Here is a 15,461-nt window from a genome sequence, read left to right on the forward strand (position 1 = left end):
AACATCCTGGCCGACACCGCAGGGGACGCCGGGAACACGGTGGTGGTGGGCGGGCACCTGGACTCCGTGCGGGAGGGGCCCGGGATCAACGACAACGGCAGCGGGGTCGCGGCGGTCCTGGAGACCGCGCGGTGGATGAAGGASRSCGGGTTCAGCCCGGCGAACCGGGTCCGGTTTGCGTTCTGGGGCGGCGAGGAGGACGGCCTGTACGGGTCCCAGCATTACGTTGACGAGCTGAGCGCGGCCGAAGTCCGCCGGACGGCGCTTTACCTGAATGTGGACATGGCAGCCTCGCCGAACGGGGTGCGGTCCTTTCACGACGGCGACGGATCGGATTTCGGGGAGGCCGGGCCGATGGGCTCCCAGGAGATTGAGGAGGTCTTTTTCCGGTTCTTCGAAAGCAACTCGCTGCCGGCGGAAACAACGCCCTTTGTCGACGGCGACTCCGATTACGAACCGTTCCTCATGGCCGGCATTCCCGGCGGCGGGCTGTTCACCGGCGATGAGAAGTCAAAGACCAAAGCCCAGGTSCAGGCCTACGGCGGGGTGGCCGGCAAGGACCTCGATCCCTGCTACCACGAGGCGTGCGACACGATCGCCAACACCAACCCGGAACTGCTCAAGGAAATGGCCGGCGCCCTGGCCTACGGCACCGTGGCCTACGCGATGGCCAAGACCGGCTAAACACCAGCTTCGCCGCCGGCTCCGGGCCGCCCCGCAGGAAGGTCCCCGGCCCAGCCACCTCTGCCGAGGGGCCGGGCCGGGGACCTGTGCCTGCCAGGGCCGAATTTGTGCCCTAGATTCCGGCACCGCGCCGCGCCGTGGCTCCCTGGGGCTGCCGCACGGCGGCCGGCGTGAACTGTGCGCCGGTGTCCGGGAATCCGGGCACGGCAATGCGCGCGTGGGTGTGGATCTCCTCGACGGAGTCGCGCGTGTGCTGCGCGATCTTCTCCATGGTGGTGACCCACATGCCGTCCATCGACTTGACCCGGTCCATCAGCTGCTCCAGGGCCACGGCCTTGGACGGCCGGCCGGAAATGAAGGGGTGGTTGGTCAGGACGAAGCAGCTCCCGGCAGCGTGGTGGGCTTCGGCCTCGAGCGTCCACATTTCGAGGACCTTGGCCGGGCTTTCGATGACGCCGCTTCCGGTGACGCCCGGGTAGAAGGCATACTGCTCCCAGTCGTCCAGAGCCCAGTCGACGGGGATTTCCACGAGATCGCGGGGGTCTGCCTCGGCAACGCTGAAGCGGTACGGCGCGTCGCCGTCGAGCAGGCTTGAGTCATACAGGAACCCGCGGTCGGCAAGGAGGGCGGGGGAATGCCAGTTGAGCTCCCACCATGGTGCCCGGTAGCCGGCCGGCCGGACGCCGGCGGCCTTGGCCAGGGCATCCAGGCCCCGGTCCAGGTACCGCGCCTCCGTGGCGGCGTCGATGCCTTGCATGGGTTCGTGCAGGTACCCGTGGTGTGCAATCTCGTGGCCGCCGTCGGCTATCCGGCGGACCACGTCCGGGTAGCATTCGGCGGTGAATCCCGGGACGAAGAACGTCGCCTGGATCTGCTGGCGCTCAAGGATCTGCAGGATCCGCGGGACGGCGACCTTGGGCCCGTAGGACTGGTGCGTCATGAGGGACATGCGCCTGGTGCTCTGCGGGTCATGGGCGATGGTGCAGGATTCGGCGTCGACGTCGAAGGTGAAGGACGCCGCGGCACGATTGCCTTCGGGCCAGGTGATGGGATGGGCGGTGTCGGCGAACGCGGGGAAGTTCACGGGGTTGATCTCCTGCTAGAGGGCGGCGGGCGTGGTTGATGTGACCGGAAGGCCGGTTGCCTCAGGTGAATCTGCGGTCTGTTCGCTGGGGGTGGGGACATCCAGGAACTTCCTGTGGAACCGCGGACCGAGGACGGCGTAAGCCGCGGCGCTGGCCAGTCCCCCGGCGAGCCAAGACAGATCCCACCCACCCAGGGCGACGGCGATGGGGCCCTGCATGGCCGGCACCAGTCCGTACATGAACAGCCAGGTGGCGAAGATGCCGATGAGCAGTGAAGCGACACCGGCCGGATTCACGCCCGGCAGGCGTTTGGTGCCGACGGCGTCAAATAGCCGGGACGGGTCGCCGGGCCAGCGCTTCTCGATCCAGAAGTAATGGACCAGCATGACTCCGCCCCAGGCAGCCACCCAGGCGACCAGCCCAATCAGCCAGGCGTCCAGCACGGAGGCGAAATCCTCCTGGAAGATGAAGAAGATCACGGCCGCGAGGGAGAAGACGCCGACGAACAGGTTCAACTTGCGTCGGCTGATGGAGATGTCCAGGGCCTGCGTGGCGACGGAAAAGGTGTAGATGTTCAAGATGTTGGTCGCGATCGGGCCGTGCAGCACCATGAGCAGCACCGGAAGGGCCAGCGCGCCGAAGTTCTGGACGATGAGTTTGCCGGGATCAATTTCACCTGTGTTGGTGGCCAGGCTGGCCCCTAGGATGCCCAGCCAGACGACCGGGATGAACTGGCCCAGCACCGAGGCGAGGTAGACCTTGCGCTTGGGCACCGTGGTGCTGACAAAGCGGGAGTAATCCGCAGCGTAGGTAAACCAGGTGATGCCCCAGCCGATGCCGATGGCCGTCATGACCGCGCTCATCGCGGCGATGCGTTCCGAGCCTTCCAGGATGTGGCCGGCAGGACCGGCGTAGGTCCAGTTGATCTTCATGCCGAACCAGGCCACTGCCGACATCACGGTCAAGATGATGATGGTGGGCGGCACGGTCCACTTCTCGAAGGCAGCGATGGCTTTATAGCCGAACCAGGCGATGGCTACCTGTACAGCCATGATGAAGGTGGCGATGCCAATCTTCCAGGCATAGTTCTTGGCCTCCGGGTCAACCCAGCCGAGCGTTCCGAACAGGGCCATGACCAGATCCAGGATGATCCAGGTGTTGACCGCACACCAGCCGATCACCAGGAGGGCCTGGATGCCGGCGGGCAGGTAGTTGCCGCGCCGGCCGAAGGCGGCGCGGGCCAGCACCATGCCGGTCGCTCCGGTCTTTTGGCCCAGCAGGACGAAGCAGCCGAAGAGCAGCATCCCGATGAGGTTTCCGAGGACAAGAACCGTGACGGTGTCCGCGAATCCCAGGCCAAGCTGGATGCCGAGCGCTCCGAGCACCCAGTTGATCGGGGCGAGATTGGCGCCGGCCCAGATCCAGAACTGGCCGGAGACCTTGCGGGTCCGTTGTGATTCGGGGATGGGCTGGAGCCACGCTTCGTGGTCTACGCTCGCTTCCGGCGCGGTGCCGGCAGGGGCCGCTGGGGATTTTTGACGCATGTGGAGCCTCCGAGGATGTGTGGGATTCCTCAAGATTATGTGTCGTGGGCCACATATAACTATATACAATGTGTCTTAATATACCCAGAGCAACGCGACGGAGTGTAATGTCCATCCTTCTTCAAGACGTCCTGAACCATCCGACCATGGCTGCCGCCGACCCCATTGTCCGCGCCGCGGCCAGGGCCGCCGCCCGGGCGCAGCTGCGGTGGATCCACTCCAGTGAAATCATTGATATCGCGCCCCTGCTGGCCGGCGGGGAACTTCTGCTGACGGGCGGAGAAGCCCTGGCCCTCGCCTCAGAGGAGCGGCAGGTCAACTACATCCGCCAACTGGCGGAGCGGGGCGTTGCCGCCGTAGCTATCGAAACCGGGTCCGCCCTGCCGTCCCTGCCGTCCTCAATGGTGGCGGCCGCCGAAGCAGCCGGCCTTCCGCTGATCGAACTTCGCGGGGTGGTGCCGTTCGTCGGAGTCACGCAGGCCATTAATTCGATGCTGGTCAGTGACTCGGTGTCCCAATTGCGGCGGGCCGATGAGGCCAGTCACGCGATGGCTGTCGAACTGGCGCACGGCGGTGGCCTGGACCGGATCCTCGCCGTGCTGGCCGGCATCATCAATGCCGAGGTGACGCTGACGTCCATAGCCGGCGCGACCCTGGCCAGCGCAAGCCCGGGGCGGGCCGAGGCCGCCGGCCCCGATGCCTCCACCGTTGGGCCGCAGGAGCAGGCACGCCTGATTCACATCGACGTGCCGATCCGCGGCATCCTTGCGGCTCAGCTGTTGCTGCGGGTCCCGGCGGACGAGGACCAGAACCTGGCCCGGACGGCCGGAAATCGTTCTGTCGACATCCTGGCCCTGGCGTTGCTGCAGCGAATGTCCCCCGGGCTCAAGGAAGTCGCCGGGGCGGCCCTGCTTCGCGCGATTGATTCCGGCAGCCAGGCCTGGCGGCTCCAGCAATTGGCTTCCGCGGCCGGGATTCCGCCGGGTGCCACAATCGTGGCCATCATGGTCCGCTCCGGCATGCTCCAACACCTCCGCGCTTCTGTGGAGCAGCTCTTGGCCCGGCGGGCGCAGCCCAGCGCAACCTATGTCGATAATGCCGAGCTGCTGGCGGTGGTGGTCCTCCCGGGCGATAGTCCGCTGGACAGCAGGGACGCACTTCTGGCTGGCCTGCGGGCGCTACCGGCCCCATCAGACACGCTGGTTGCCGTCGGCCCGGTGGCCGTCGGGATTTCGGAAGCCCCCTGGTCCTTGTCGGAGGCCAGGCTGACCCTGGAATTGGCGGGCGCGCTGGGGCAACCACATACGGGAACCCAAGGTCCGCACGGTCCCGTGATCGATTGCGAGGCATTCGCCGTCGAACGCCTTGCCGTGGGGAGCCTGGACCCTGGCCAACGGCGGAACTTCGTGCGCCAGCAGCTGGGGGCTCTCTTGGATTATGATGCGCAACGCAATTCCCGGCTGCTTGGCACCCTGGCCATGTGGCTGGATTCCGGCTGCAACACGGCCCAGGCGGCGAGGGAACTGCACGTGGAGCGGCAATCGATGCATCAACGGCTGCAGCGGATCTTCGAGCTGTGCGGCGGCGACCCCCGGCGGACGGGCCGGCTCGCAGCGTTGCATTTGGCCGCGCGGCTGGCCCGGCTCAGCTGACGTGCGCTCGGCGCCTTAGTCCGGGCGCGGGCCGCGCTAGCCGTTGCTGGACGCGCGCCCGCCCAGCCGGCTGGTGATTTTGTCGGCCGCAGCGGCGCACGCTTCGCCCAGGCTCTGCAGAGCCTCGCGTGAGACGCGGAACCGGGGCGCCGGGATCAGGACGGCCGCCACGATGTCGCCGCGGTGGTCGTGGACGGGAGCGGCGACGCCCACTTCATCGATGGAGGATTCGCCGTAGTTGATGGCCCAGCCCCGGGCCGTCACGTCCTTGAGCTTGATCTGGTAGCCATCCAGGCCCGCGTCATCGAGTCCCGGGTAGCTGATCGCTCCGCTGCGCAGGAGCACACGGACGCGTTCGACGGGCGCTGCGGCCAGGAAGACCTGCACGGAGGCGCTCATGGCGTCGGTGTACCGGGCTCCCAGCGGGGTGGTGTGTTTGATCTGGTGGTGGCTGGCGATCTGCTCCACGCACATTGACTCTGCGCCGTTCCACACCATGAGGGCGCTGGTTTCGCCGGTCTGTTCGGTAAGTTCACGCAGGACGGGATACGCCACCCGCCGTTCTTCCAGTTCGGCCAGCAACGGCCCGGCGACGGCGATCAGTCCCAGCCCGAGACGGAAGCGGCGGGTTTCCGGATCGCGTTCCACCAGGTGTTCCTGCTCGAAGGTGGCCAGGATGCGGGAAACGGTGCTTTTGTGCAGACCCACCCGGTTGGCGATCTCGGTGACTCCGAGCAAAGGTTCGTCCGCCGTGAAGGTTCGCAGCACGGCGATGGCGTTAACGATGACGGAGGTGCCCTTGGTGTCGCCGTTTCCGGTGGTCCCGGGAGATTCTGCTGGGGTCATGGTGTCTACCATCATTCCGTATGAGGGCCGAAAAGCGGCGCCACGGTGGACGTGGCAGGCTCCGATGATGTTGTATTCAGGGCCGAACGGGAACTTCGTGATGTTCTCGGCCCCGTCTTCGCCGACCACCAGGATGTCGTGCTCGCGGTAGCCGCCGGCGCCGGGCTGGCCATCCAGGACCGTGATCATGGGTTCCATGGAAACCACCATGCCCGGTTCGAGCACGGTGTCGATGTCCTCGCGGAGTTCCAGACCGGCTTCGCGGCCGTAGTAGTGGCTCAGGACGCCGAACGAGTGTCCGTAGCCGAAGGTCCGGTTGGCGAGCAGTCCGTGGCCCACGTAGATCTCGTTCAGTTCGGCGGCGATGTCCTTGCAGACAGCTCCGGGCTTGATGAGCTCGAGGCCGCGCTTGTGGACCTCCACGTTGATGTTCCACAGCTCAAGGGAGCGGGCGTCGGGTTCGCCGTAGAACAGGGTGCGCTCCAGGGCCGTGTAGTAGCCGGAGGTCATGGGGAAGCAGTTCAGGGACAGGATGTCGTGTTCCTGGATCTTGCGCGTGGTGGCCCAGTTGTGGGCGCCGTCGGTGTTGATGCCGGACTGGAACCACACCCAGGTGTCCCGGATTTCCGAATCCGGGAAGGTCCGGGCGATTTCGTGGACCATGGCTTCGGTGCCGATCAGGGCGACCTCGTACTCGGTGATGCCGGCGGTGATGGCGTTGCGGATGGCTTCGCCGCCGAGGTCGCCGATGCGGGCCCCGTGCTTGATCACCTCGATCTCCTCGGCCGATTTGATCATCCGCTGGCGCATCGCGGCCTGGGCCACGTCCACCAGGGCTGCCCCGGCAAAAGCCGCCTGGATCTTGTTGCGGTTATCCAGCGGGAGCGAATCGTCTTCGACGCCGAGCCGGCGGGGGTTGATGCCGCGGGTGCGCAGCGCCTCCTGGATGGCGAAGATGTAGTTGTCCCGGCGCCAGTCCGTGTACACCACGTTGTCGCCATAGCTGCGCCGCCACGGCATGCCGGCGTCGATGTTGGCCGTGACGGTCACGGTGTCGTCCTTCGTGACCACCATGGCGTAGGACCGCCCGAAGTAGGTAAAGAGGAAGTCGGAGTAGTACTTGATGGAGTGGTAGCTGGTCAGGACGACGGCGTCCAGGTCCTTATCGGCCATGATGCGGCGCAGTCCGCCGAGCCGGCGCTCAAATTCGGCGTTGGAAAAGGTCAGCTCTTCCTTCTGCCCGTTGTGCAGGACTTTCAGTCGCTCCAGTTCGGCGATGGACGAAGCGTTGTTCGACGTTGCGATGGTCATGGTGGTGGTGCCTTTCTGCGGTTTGATTTCTTAGGAGGAAAGATGTGGGCGTCGGCCGGGACTACTCGTGGCGCAGCGGTTCCTTGCTGGTCTCACGGGAGAGGACGACGGCGATCAAGGAGATGACCGCGGCGCCGGCGAGGTACCAGGCAGGAGCCAGGGCATTGGCCGTCGCGGCGATCAGGAGGGTCGCCATGAACGGCGCGGTGCCGCCGAAGAGCGCGTTGGAGAGATTGAAACTGACGGCGAAGCCGCTGTAGCGGACACGGGTCGGGAACATTTCCGCCAGGAAGCTCGGAAGCGTGCCGTCATTGAGCGTGAGCATGCCGCCCAGCAGGATCTGGACCAGGACGATCACCAGGAAGTTCCCGGTGCCCAGCAGGGCGAAGGCCGGCACGGTCAGCACGATGAAGCTCAAGGAGGCGGCAATGAGGACCTTTTTGCGGCCGTAGCGGTCCGAGAGCATTCCGGTCAGGAAGATGAACCCGATGTACGTCACGAGTGCGATGGTGGTGGCCAGGAAAGATTCGGCAGCGCCGAGTCCCAGTTCCGAGGACAGGTAGGTCGGCATGTAGCTGAGGATCACGTAGAACCCGACGGCGTTGAGCAGCACTGCTCCGACGGCCTTCAGCAGCAACCGCCAGTGGTTCCGGAAGAGGCTGGATACCGGGGCCTTGATGGCATGATCCTCCTCTGCCAGTTCGCGGAACACCGGGGTGTCTTCGAGCTTGGTGCGGATGTAGCGTCCGATCAGGCCCATCGGGGCGGCGAGCAGGAACGGCAGGCGCCACCCCCAGCTCTGCATGGCCTCGGCGGTGAGCAGGATGGTCAAAAGGCCCGCGAGCAGGGAACCCAGCAGGAGGCCCGCGGCCGTGCTGGCCGGAACCACCGCTGCGTAGAGGCCGCGCTTGTTGGCCGGGGCATACTCCACCAGGAAGGCGGACGCGCCGGCGTATTCGCCCGAGGCGGAGAAGCCCTGGACGACGCGCACCACCAGGAGAAGGATCGGCGCCCAGATGCCGATGGAGTTGTACCCCGGGATAAGGGCGATGCAGAAGGTCGCTCCGGACATGATCAGGATTGACAGGGAAAGCGCGGTCCGGCGCCCCACCCGGTCACCGATGTGGCCCCAAACAAAGCCGCCGAGCGGCCGCACCAGGAACGAGATGGCGAAGAGGGCGAAAGTCAGCAGAAGCGCGGTCTGGGGATTGGACTCGGGGAAGAAGACCGCGGCGATGGTTGCGGCCAGGTAGCCGTAGACGGCGTAGTCGAACCATTCGACGAAGTTTCCGATGAAACTTGCGGCGACCACCCGCCGTCGGGTTTCCTTGCTGACTGCGGGATCGTGCCCGCCCGGGGCCGCCCGGCCGCTCACCGTGGCCTGTCCGGAGGAAGTACTGCCATGCCCGCTATTCGACTCTGGGCTGCTCGACCCCGCAAGTGCCGACGGGGAGAAATTTTCGTTACTCATGTGTCCACCAAAGAGTTTTGGGAGTTGCAATCAATGCAACGCTGTTGCACCAGAGTAGGCGTGACGCCTGACACAGTCAATGCTTTTTGTGATTTCTCCTACACGGATCAATCTGGATTAGAGACCCAGACAGCGCCGCGGGCACCCAGTCGGACCGCACAACAATAGTTGCAATGAACGAAGCGGTGTTGCATAAATTGCGCGATGTGTCCGTCAACTTGGGGAAAGCTTGAGCCGGGCGGCGCCGCGGTTCCGCCCAGTCCGGCGCGGTGGCACACTAAGTGGACTATCGAGTGACTGGGGGGATCCACGTCAGGAGATCGTCATGGGCATTCTGGTACGCACGCGCACTTCCGGCCGCCGGACGGCGGGCGAGCCATGATGGCCGGGTGGGCCTATCTCATGGCCGCAATCATGACCGTTGATTCGCTCCTGCTGGGGCTGCTTCTGATGAACGTGAAGTGGCCGAAGCGCTGGAAGTGAACCGGCCAAACCGGACGCGCATTTAGATCAGCGCCGCGGGAAATACCTGCCGCGGCCCGTATTCGGGTGTCGCTGGTTATTTCCCGCGTGCCGGGCACAAAGTGCGTCGGGTTAGCCCTCGCCCTGCGCGGCAAGTCGGGCCCTGATTCGGTCAGAGGCATCCAGAAGTGATGCCGCATTGATTGAAGCGGCCGCGTCGGCATCATTGCCCCGGGCGGCCGTGATCAGGTCCTGCTGGTACCGCCACAGGGAGTCGTCCCCTGTCGTGTCCAACGAACCCTGGGCGCCGACGATCTTGTACGCCCGGCAGTGCTGCCAGAGCGAGCGGATCGTTTGGACAAGAACGGGGTTCCCCGCAGCTTCGTAGAGGACCGTCAGCAGAGCCTCGTCATGATCCAGCAGCGCGATGACCCTGCGCTCGTCAATAGCTGCGCGCATCAGCTCGTACTCCGCCTGCATCTTGTCGCAGTCCTGAGCCGTGACCCGCCGGCTTCCCAGCCGCGCCGCCTCGGTCTCCAAAAGCCGGCGGACGTCGTAGACATGGATCAGTTCCTCCAGCGTGAGGCTCTTCACGACGGCGCCCTTGTGCGGTTCCCGCTCGGCCAACCCGGCCTCTTCAAGACGCCGGATCGCCTCGCGAACAGGCATAACACTGGTTCCGACCTGCTCCGCAAGATCGCGCACCCTTAACCTGGCACCAGCCGGGAGGTCGCCATTGAGGATTGCCTCGTGAATCATCGCGTAGACCTGATCGGTCAGCAGGGTTGGGACTACGCGCTTGGATATGACCACAGATCAAATATAGCCTCCTGCCGCCCTCTGGCACCTCCCGCACCTGCCGCCAGGGTTCCGGAACGCAGGAAAGTTCAGTTTCCCCTCTTGTGTGATTTGTGATCACATCCTACAGTGGTTTATGTCACACAGCCCGCTGACAGCCCCTCCTGAGACTCGGCGGGGATGGGCTCGCAAGTTCTACGCACACCGGTCGTTCGTTGCCAATGACGACTGCGCACAGGCCGGGAAACGGCAAAAATACTCTTCTCGGGGGCCCGCGATAACCGGTCCACCCAAGTTCCGAAAGGAAACGCAATGTCCCACCCACTCGATGACGCGCCCCTCTCGTCTTTCCACAAGAAACTGGCGCTGTATTCTTCCGGGGGCCCGTTCCTTGACGGGTACATCCTGAGCATCATCGGCGTTGCGATGATCCAGATCACTCCGCAGTTCAACCTCTCCGCCTCGGAACAGGGGCTGGTGGGGGCTGCCGCCCTGGGCGGCATCTTTTTTGGCGCTTTCCTCGGCGGCTGGCTGACCGACAAGTTTGGCCGGCACCTGCTCTTTACGGTGGACCTCATAGCGCTGGTGATCTGTTCGGTCCTGCAGGCCTTCGTCAATGACGCGTTTTGGCTGATCATCCTGCGCCTGCTCATCGGCTTCGCCGTCGGTGCTGATTATCCGATTGCCACCTCGCTGCTCGCCGAATTTACCCCGAGCCGCTGGCGCGGCCCTCTGCTGGGCGCCTTTGTCACCATGTGGTTCGTCGGTGCCGCAGCCGCGTACATTGTCGGCCAGTTCCTGCTCACGTTCGAAGACGGGTGGCGCTGGATGCTCGCCAGCGCAGCCATTCCGGGACTGATCATTGTCCTGCTGCGCATTGGAACCCCCGAATCGCCGCGCTGGTTGGCCAAAGTCGGCCGCGATGAAGAGGCCAACAAGGTGCTCGCCAAGGTGTACGGTCCGAATGTCTCGCTGGCCGATCTGCCTGAGGAAAGCGGTAAGAACGTCAGCGTCGGCGAACTCCTGAAGTCCGGCTACGGCAAGCGCATGGCCTTCATCACCATCTTCTGGACCTGCTCGATCGTTCCGCTCTTCGCGGTGTACGCGTTCGGCCCGGCCATCCTCGGGGCCCTCAAACTCGGCGCCGACCTGGCGCACCTCGGTTCCGCGGCCATCACCGTCATGTTCCTCGTCGGGTGCCTGATTGCGGTGGCCCTCGTCAACAGGATGGGCCGCCGGCCCCTGATCATCCACAGTTTCCTGTGGAGCGGCCTGGCGCTTCTGGGCCTGGGACTGTTCCCGGAGAGCGACCCGTGGATCATCTTGTCCCTCTTCGCCGCCTACGCCGTCTTCATCGGGGGCACCCAGATCATGCAGTGGGTCTACCCCAACGAGCTGTTCCCCACGGAAGTCCGCGGCTCGGCAGTGGGCCTGGCCTCATCCCTCAGCCGCATCGGCGCCGCCGTCGGAACCTACCTGGTACCTCTGGCCCTGACAACGCTGGGCATCGGGACCACCATGATCATCGCCGCAGTGGTCACCCTCGTCGGCCTCGCCGTATCCATCGCGTGGGCCCCCGAAACACGGGGCCTGACCCTGGGCGAGGCTGCTGCCCTCCCCGGCCGCACCGCCAAGGCAGGCAGTCCGATCAGGAAGCACGCCACGAGCTAGGTCCTCGAAAAAGGGTTTTCGGCGGAGTCGCCATCACCGGCGGCTCCGCCCCGCATCAACACAACAGCTATGAAGGAACGCGAACCATGAAAGATGTAGTTATCGTCGGAGGAGGTCTCGCCGGGCTCTCGGCAGCCTGGCGGCTGCGGCACTGGGACACCGTGCTGCTGGAATCGGGGCACCGCGTCGGCGGCAGGATCCGCTCGGAGCGCCGCGGCGCCTACTGGCTGAACTGGGGAGGACACGTCTTCGCCGGAGCCGGATCCTCCACCGATGCCTTGCTCGCTGAAGTCGGCGTGACGGCCGTCCAGATCCCCGGGTCCCTCCAGGCGCTGTCGATGAACGGGAAGTTCATCCGCGAAGGACACATCGCGACGTATCCGTTCCGCATTCCCATGTCCCTCACATCGCGCATCGACACCCTGCGGGCCGGTATGAAGGTGGTCAGCGGAGTAGCCAAGTACACGGCCGTCGTGAAGAAGCGTGCGGGCGAATCCGGCGCTATGCGGCAGCAGCGCATCTATGACTTCGAGAACGACAGCTCGTTCCAGGACTTCATCGGAAACCTCTCAGAAGACGCCGCCGCACTGTTCAAGACCACGGTCACACGCTCCGCGGGCGACATGAACGAAATCTCTGCCGGCGCCGGCATCGGGTATTTCAGCCTGGTACTGGGCATCGGCCAAGGACTCAGCCAGGGCATCGTCGGCGGCCCGTCCACCCTGACCGAGTCGATCGCGGCCTCGCTGGGCGACCGGATCCAGCTCGGAGCCACCGTGCAGGAGATCGTGCACAAGAAGAACTCCGTTCTCGTCCGGTACAGCCAGGGTGGTGCCGACCGGGAAGTGGAGGCCCGCGCCGTCGTCCTTGCCAGCACCGCCGATGTGTCGCACAAGATCGGCGTCGACCTGCCGGAAGACCTGCGCGGCGCACTCAGCCAGATCAAGTACGGCCCGCACGTCAGTACGGCCTTCCTGACCAACGAGACATCGGCAAGGCCCTGGGACGACATCTACGCCATCGCGGCGCCGAAGCGCTCCTTCGCGATCGCCCTGAACCAGGCGAGCATCGTCCGTGGCTCCGAGTCCGTGCGGAAGCCCGGCGGCAGCTTCATGACGTTCTCGCCGGCCAGTCTGGGGCGGGCGCTGCTGGATAAGAGCGACGAGGAAGTCATCCAGACCCATCTTGCCGATCTCGACCAGGTCCTCGGCCACGGATTCGCCGACAGCGTGGTGGAGGCCCAGACGGATCGGTGGAAGATGGCGTCTCCCTACTGCTTCCCCGGCCGGGCCAAGCTCCAGTCGACCCTCATGCGCGGGACCGACCGCGTCTTCCTGGCCGGAGATTTCCTCGGAACCCTCTACACCGAAAGCTCCATCACCACCGGCTTCTCGGCGGCCCAGGAAGCTGCCAGCCTACTGGCCACGGAACGGCAAAGCTCCACCACACACCTTCGCCTGGCATCCGGATCCTGATCCGGCCCCCTACGACCCCACATCCTAAGCAAGGAGAACAACCAACCATGTCAAAGCAACTCAAGGGCGTCCTCACCGCACTCGCCACCCCGTTTGACCAAGACGGCGCCATCGACGTCGACACGCTGCGGCGTATTGTCGACCGCTCCATTGACGCCGGCGTCGACGGCGTCGTGGCTGCCGGATCAACGGGCGAGGTCGGTGCCCTGTCCTCCGAGGAGCGGCTGCTCCTCATTGACACCGTCATCAAGCAGGCAAAAGGGCGCGTCCCCGTCATCGCCCAGACCGGCGCCACCTCGACGGCCGAGGCCATCCGGCTTTCGCAGGCGGCTGAGAAGGCAGGCGCGGACGTGCTCATGCTGATCACGCCCTACTACGAGCCATTGTCCCTGGCGGAAACCGTCACCTACATCAAGGACGTTGCCCGGTCGGTCAAGCTTCCGGTCATGCTCTACAACATCCCGGCCGTCACCGGCGTCAACCTGGATCCGGCAACGGTCCGTGCGCTGGTCGAGGAAGTGGAGAACATCCGGTATATCAAGGACTCGAGTGCGAACTGGGAACAGGCGCTGCAGCTGATCCACCACCACGGGGATGTCATCGGCACGTTCATCGGGTGGGATGTCTACCTCTACAGCGCCCTTGCTGAGGGCGCGGCCGGCGTGATGGCCGGCACGGCCAACGTCGTACCCGACGAAATCGTTGCCGTCAGCCGGCTGATCGCCGACGGCGACCTCACGGGTGCCCGTGACCTGTGGAACCAGCTGTACCCGGTCATCGATGCGCTCCTCTCCGTCCCCTTCATCCCGGCCGTGAAAGCCGGTCTATCCTTGCAGGGACTTCCGGCCGGCTCACCCCGGCGCCCCACGTCCGAACTCAGCGCCGGGGACCTTGCACGGGTTCAAGACGCCCTGTCCGCCCTCTACCAGAACGTGGGATAAGCGATGTCCATCTCGGTCAGCAACCCGGCACAGATCCGCCGGAGCCAGACGCCCGAAAAGCTCATCAGCGCCGAGGATCTGGCACCCGGCGAGCACTTCATTGACGGAGCCTTCCGGGCCGGCAGCTCCGGCGCCGTGACCGACGTCGTGGATCCCTGCAACGGGGAGCCGATCACATCAGTCGCCGACGGCACGGTCGGGGAAGTCGACGCCGCCGTGGCGGCCGCCGTCGCCGCGAAGAGGCAGTGGGGATCCCTGGTGCCCAAGGAACGCTCCGAAATCCTGCACCGGATCGCCGACCGGCTCAGCGAACACTCCGAGCTGCTGGCCCGGATCGAATCAGCGAACACCGGAAAGCCGTTCATGGTCTCCGAAGACGACGTCGCCGGAACCATCGATACGTTCAGGTTCATGGCAGGCGCCCTGCGGGCCACCACCTCCATGGCCGCCGGCACGTACGCGGCAGAGCATCTGTCCCTGATCCTGCGGGAACCGCTGGGCGTGGTGGGAGTGGTGACACCCTGGAACTACCCCCTGCTCATGGGCGCCTGGAAGATCGCCCCCATCCTGGCCGCCGGCAACACCCTGGTGCTGAAGCCGTCCGAACAGACACCGCTGACCACCCTGAAGTTCGCGGAACTCGTCGCCGACATCCTGCCGCCGGGGGTCTTCAACGTGGTCACCGGCCGCGGCTCGATCGTCGGGGCCCGGCTCTCCGACCATCCGGACGTGGATATGATCGCGCTCACCGGGTCCGTCAACAGCGGCCGTGCCGTTGCCCGCGGAGCCGCGGAATCACTCAAGCGCGTCCACCTCGAGCTCGGCGGCAAGGCCCCGGTGGTGATCTTCCCTGACGCCGACCTGGCGGCAGCCGCGAAGTCCCTGCGGGCCGCCGGCTACTGGAATTCAGGTCAGGAATGCGGAGCGGCCTGCCGGGTGCTGGTCCACGAATCCGCTGCCGACCGGTTCACGGAGCTGCTGGTTCAGGAGGTCAGCACGCTCAAGGTGGGCGAACCCGGTGCCGGGCCGGAGATCGAGATCGGACCCCTGACGTCCAAGGGACACTTCGACCGCGTCGTCGGCTACCTCGAGCGTGCCCGGCGCGCCGGCATCCGCGCGGCCGCCGGCGGCGCAGCCCTTGAGGGTCCGGGCTACTTTGTCGCGCCGACCGTACTGGTCAGCGTGCCCGACGGCGCCGAATGCTCCCGCGAGGAAATCTTCGGACCCGTCATCACCATCGAGACCTTTGAGACCGAAGAAGAAGCAATCGCCCGCGCCAACGATGTCCCGTTCGGCCTGGCCGCCTCCGTCTGGACCGAAGACGCCCGGCGCAGCCATGACGTGGCATCCAGGATCGACGCCGGCACCGTCTGGGTGAACTCGCATCTGGTGCTGGCCAACGAGGTCCCCTGGGGTGGATTCAAGGGTTCAGGCTACGGACGTGACCTGTCCATTTACGCCCTGGACGACTACTCCAGGACCAAACATGTCATGCACAACCGCGGCCGCTGACAGGGCGGA

11 protein-coding genes and 1 pseudogene are annotated in these 15,461 nt (G+C 65.4%); 6 read left to right on the forward strand and 6 right to left on the reverse strand.

Annotation, left to right across the window (positions count from 1 at the left end; all coding sequences use genetic code 11):
* Positions 1–684, forward strand: a 684-nt coding sequence (locus AC1DZV_RS20765; protein ID WP_476954489.1) for a M20/M25/M40 family metallo-hydrolase, incomplete at its 5' end; no start/stop codon positions are given.
* A 112-nt stretch (positions 685–796) separates the two neighbouring features.
* On the opposite strand, the gene AC1DZV_RS20770 is transcribed toward AC1DZV_RS20765, so the two are convergent.
* Both AC1DZV_RS20770 and AC1DZV_RS20775 read right to left on the reverse strand, forming a co-directional pair.
* Positions 797–1,768, reverse strand: a complete 972-nt coding sequence (locus AC1DZV_RS20770; RefSeq protein WP_476951021.1) for a polysaccharide deacetylase family protein — start codon at positions 1,766–1,768, stop codon at positions 797–799.
* A 15-nt stretch (positions 1,769–1,783) separates the two neighbouring features.
* Positions 1,784–3,313, reverse strand: coding sequence for a purine-cytosine permease family protein (locus tag AC1DZV_RS20775; protein ID WP_243178254.1), 1,530 nt, complete (start codon positions 3,311–3,313; stop codon positions 1,784–1,786).
* A 107-nt stretch (positions 3,314–3,420) separates the two neighbouring features.
* Here AC1DZV_RS20775 and AC1DZV_RS20780 point away from each other — a divergent pair, with 107 nt between their 5' ends.
* Positions 3,421–4,965: a PucR family transcriptional regulator gene (locus AC1DZV_RS20780; protein WP_476951020.1), complete on the forward strand. Its 1,545-nt coding sequence runs from the start codon at positions 3,421–3,423 to the stop codon at positions 4,963–4,965.
* 36 nt (positions 4,966–5,001) lie between these two features.
* Here the strand turns inward: AC1DZV_RS20780 and AC1DZV_RS20785 are convergent, their stop codons facing one another.
* From AC1DZV_RS20785 to AC1DZV_RS20800, 4 genes and pseudogenes are all read right to left on the reverse strand, one after another.
* Positions 5,002–5,823, reverse strand: coding sequence for an IclR family transcriptional regulator (locus tag AC1DZV_RS20785; RefSeq protein WP_476954511.1), 822 nt, complete (start codon positions 5,821–5,823; stop codon positions 5,002–5,004).
* Positions 5,824–5,868: 45 nt separating this feature from the next.
* Positions 5,869–7,122: pseudogene (locus AC1DZV_RS20790) on the reverse strand (aminopeptidase P family protein); the annotation flags it as partial.
* Between the two features lie 61 nt (positions 7,123–7,183).
* Positions 7,184–8,593: an MFS transporter gene (locus tag AC1DZV_RS20795; RefSeq protein ID WP_476951018.1), complete on the reverse strand. Its 1,410-nt coding sequence runs from the start codon at positions 8,591–8,593 to the stop codon at positions 7,184–7,186.
* 594 nt (positions 8,594–9,187) lie between these two features.
* A complete protein-coding gene (locus AC1DZV_RS20800; RefSeq protein ID WP_476951017.1) occupies positions 9,188–9,868 on the reverse strand; it encodes a GntR family transcriptional regulator in 681 nt (226 codons plus the stop codon).
* Between the two features lie 297 nt (positions 9,869–10,165).
* Here AC1DZV_RS20800 and AC1DZV_RS20805 point away from each other — a divergent pair, with 297 nt between their 5' ends.
* From AC1DZV_RS20805 to AC1DZV_RS20820, 4 genes are all read left to right on the forward strand, one after another.
* Positions 10,166–11,524 (forward strand): MFS transporter, encoded by a 1,359-nt coding sequence (locus tag AC1DZV_RS20805; protein ID WP_476951016.1) that lies wholly within the window; start codon positions 10,166–10,168, stop codon positions 11,522–11,524.
* Positions 11,525–11,610: 86 nt separating this feature from the next.
* Positions 11,611–12,999 (forward strand): protoporphyrinogen/coproporphyrinogen oxidase, encoded by a 1,389-nt coding sequence (locus AC1DZV_RS20810; protein WP_476951015.1) that lies wholly within the window; start codon positions 11,611–11,613, stop codon positions 12,997–12,999.
* A gap of 47 nt (positions 13,000–13,046) precedes the next feature.
* Positions 13,047–13,940: a 4-hydroxy-tetrahydrodipicolinate synthase gene (gene dapA, locus AC1DZV_RS20815; RefSeq protein WP_476951014.1), complete on the forward strand. Its 894-nt coding sequence runs from the start codon at positions 13,047–13,049 to the stop codon at positions 13,938–13,940.
* A gap of 3 nt (positions 13,941–13,943) precedes the next feature.
* Positions 13,944–15,452, forward strand: coding sequence for an aldehyde dehydrogenase family protein (locus AC1DZV_RS20820; protein ID WP_476951013.1), 1,509 nt, complete (start codon positions 13,944–13,946; stop codon positions 15,450–15,452).
* Positions 15,453–15,461: the final 9 nt, after the last annotated feature.

This window comes from Arthrobacter sp. P1_D12, from assembly GCF_056406175.1.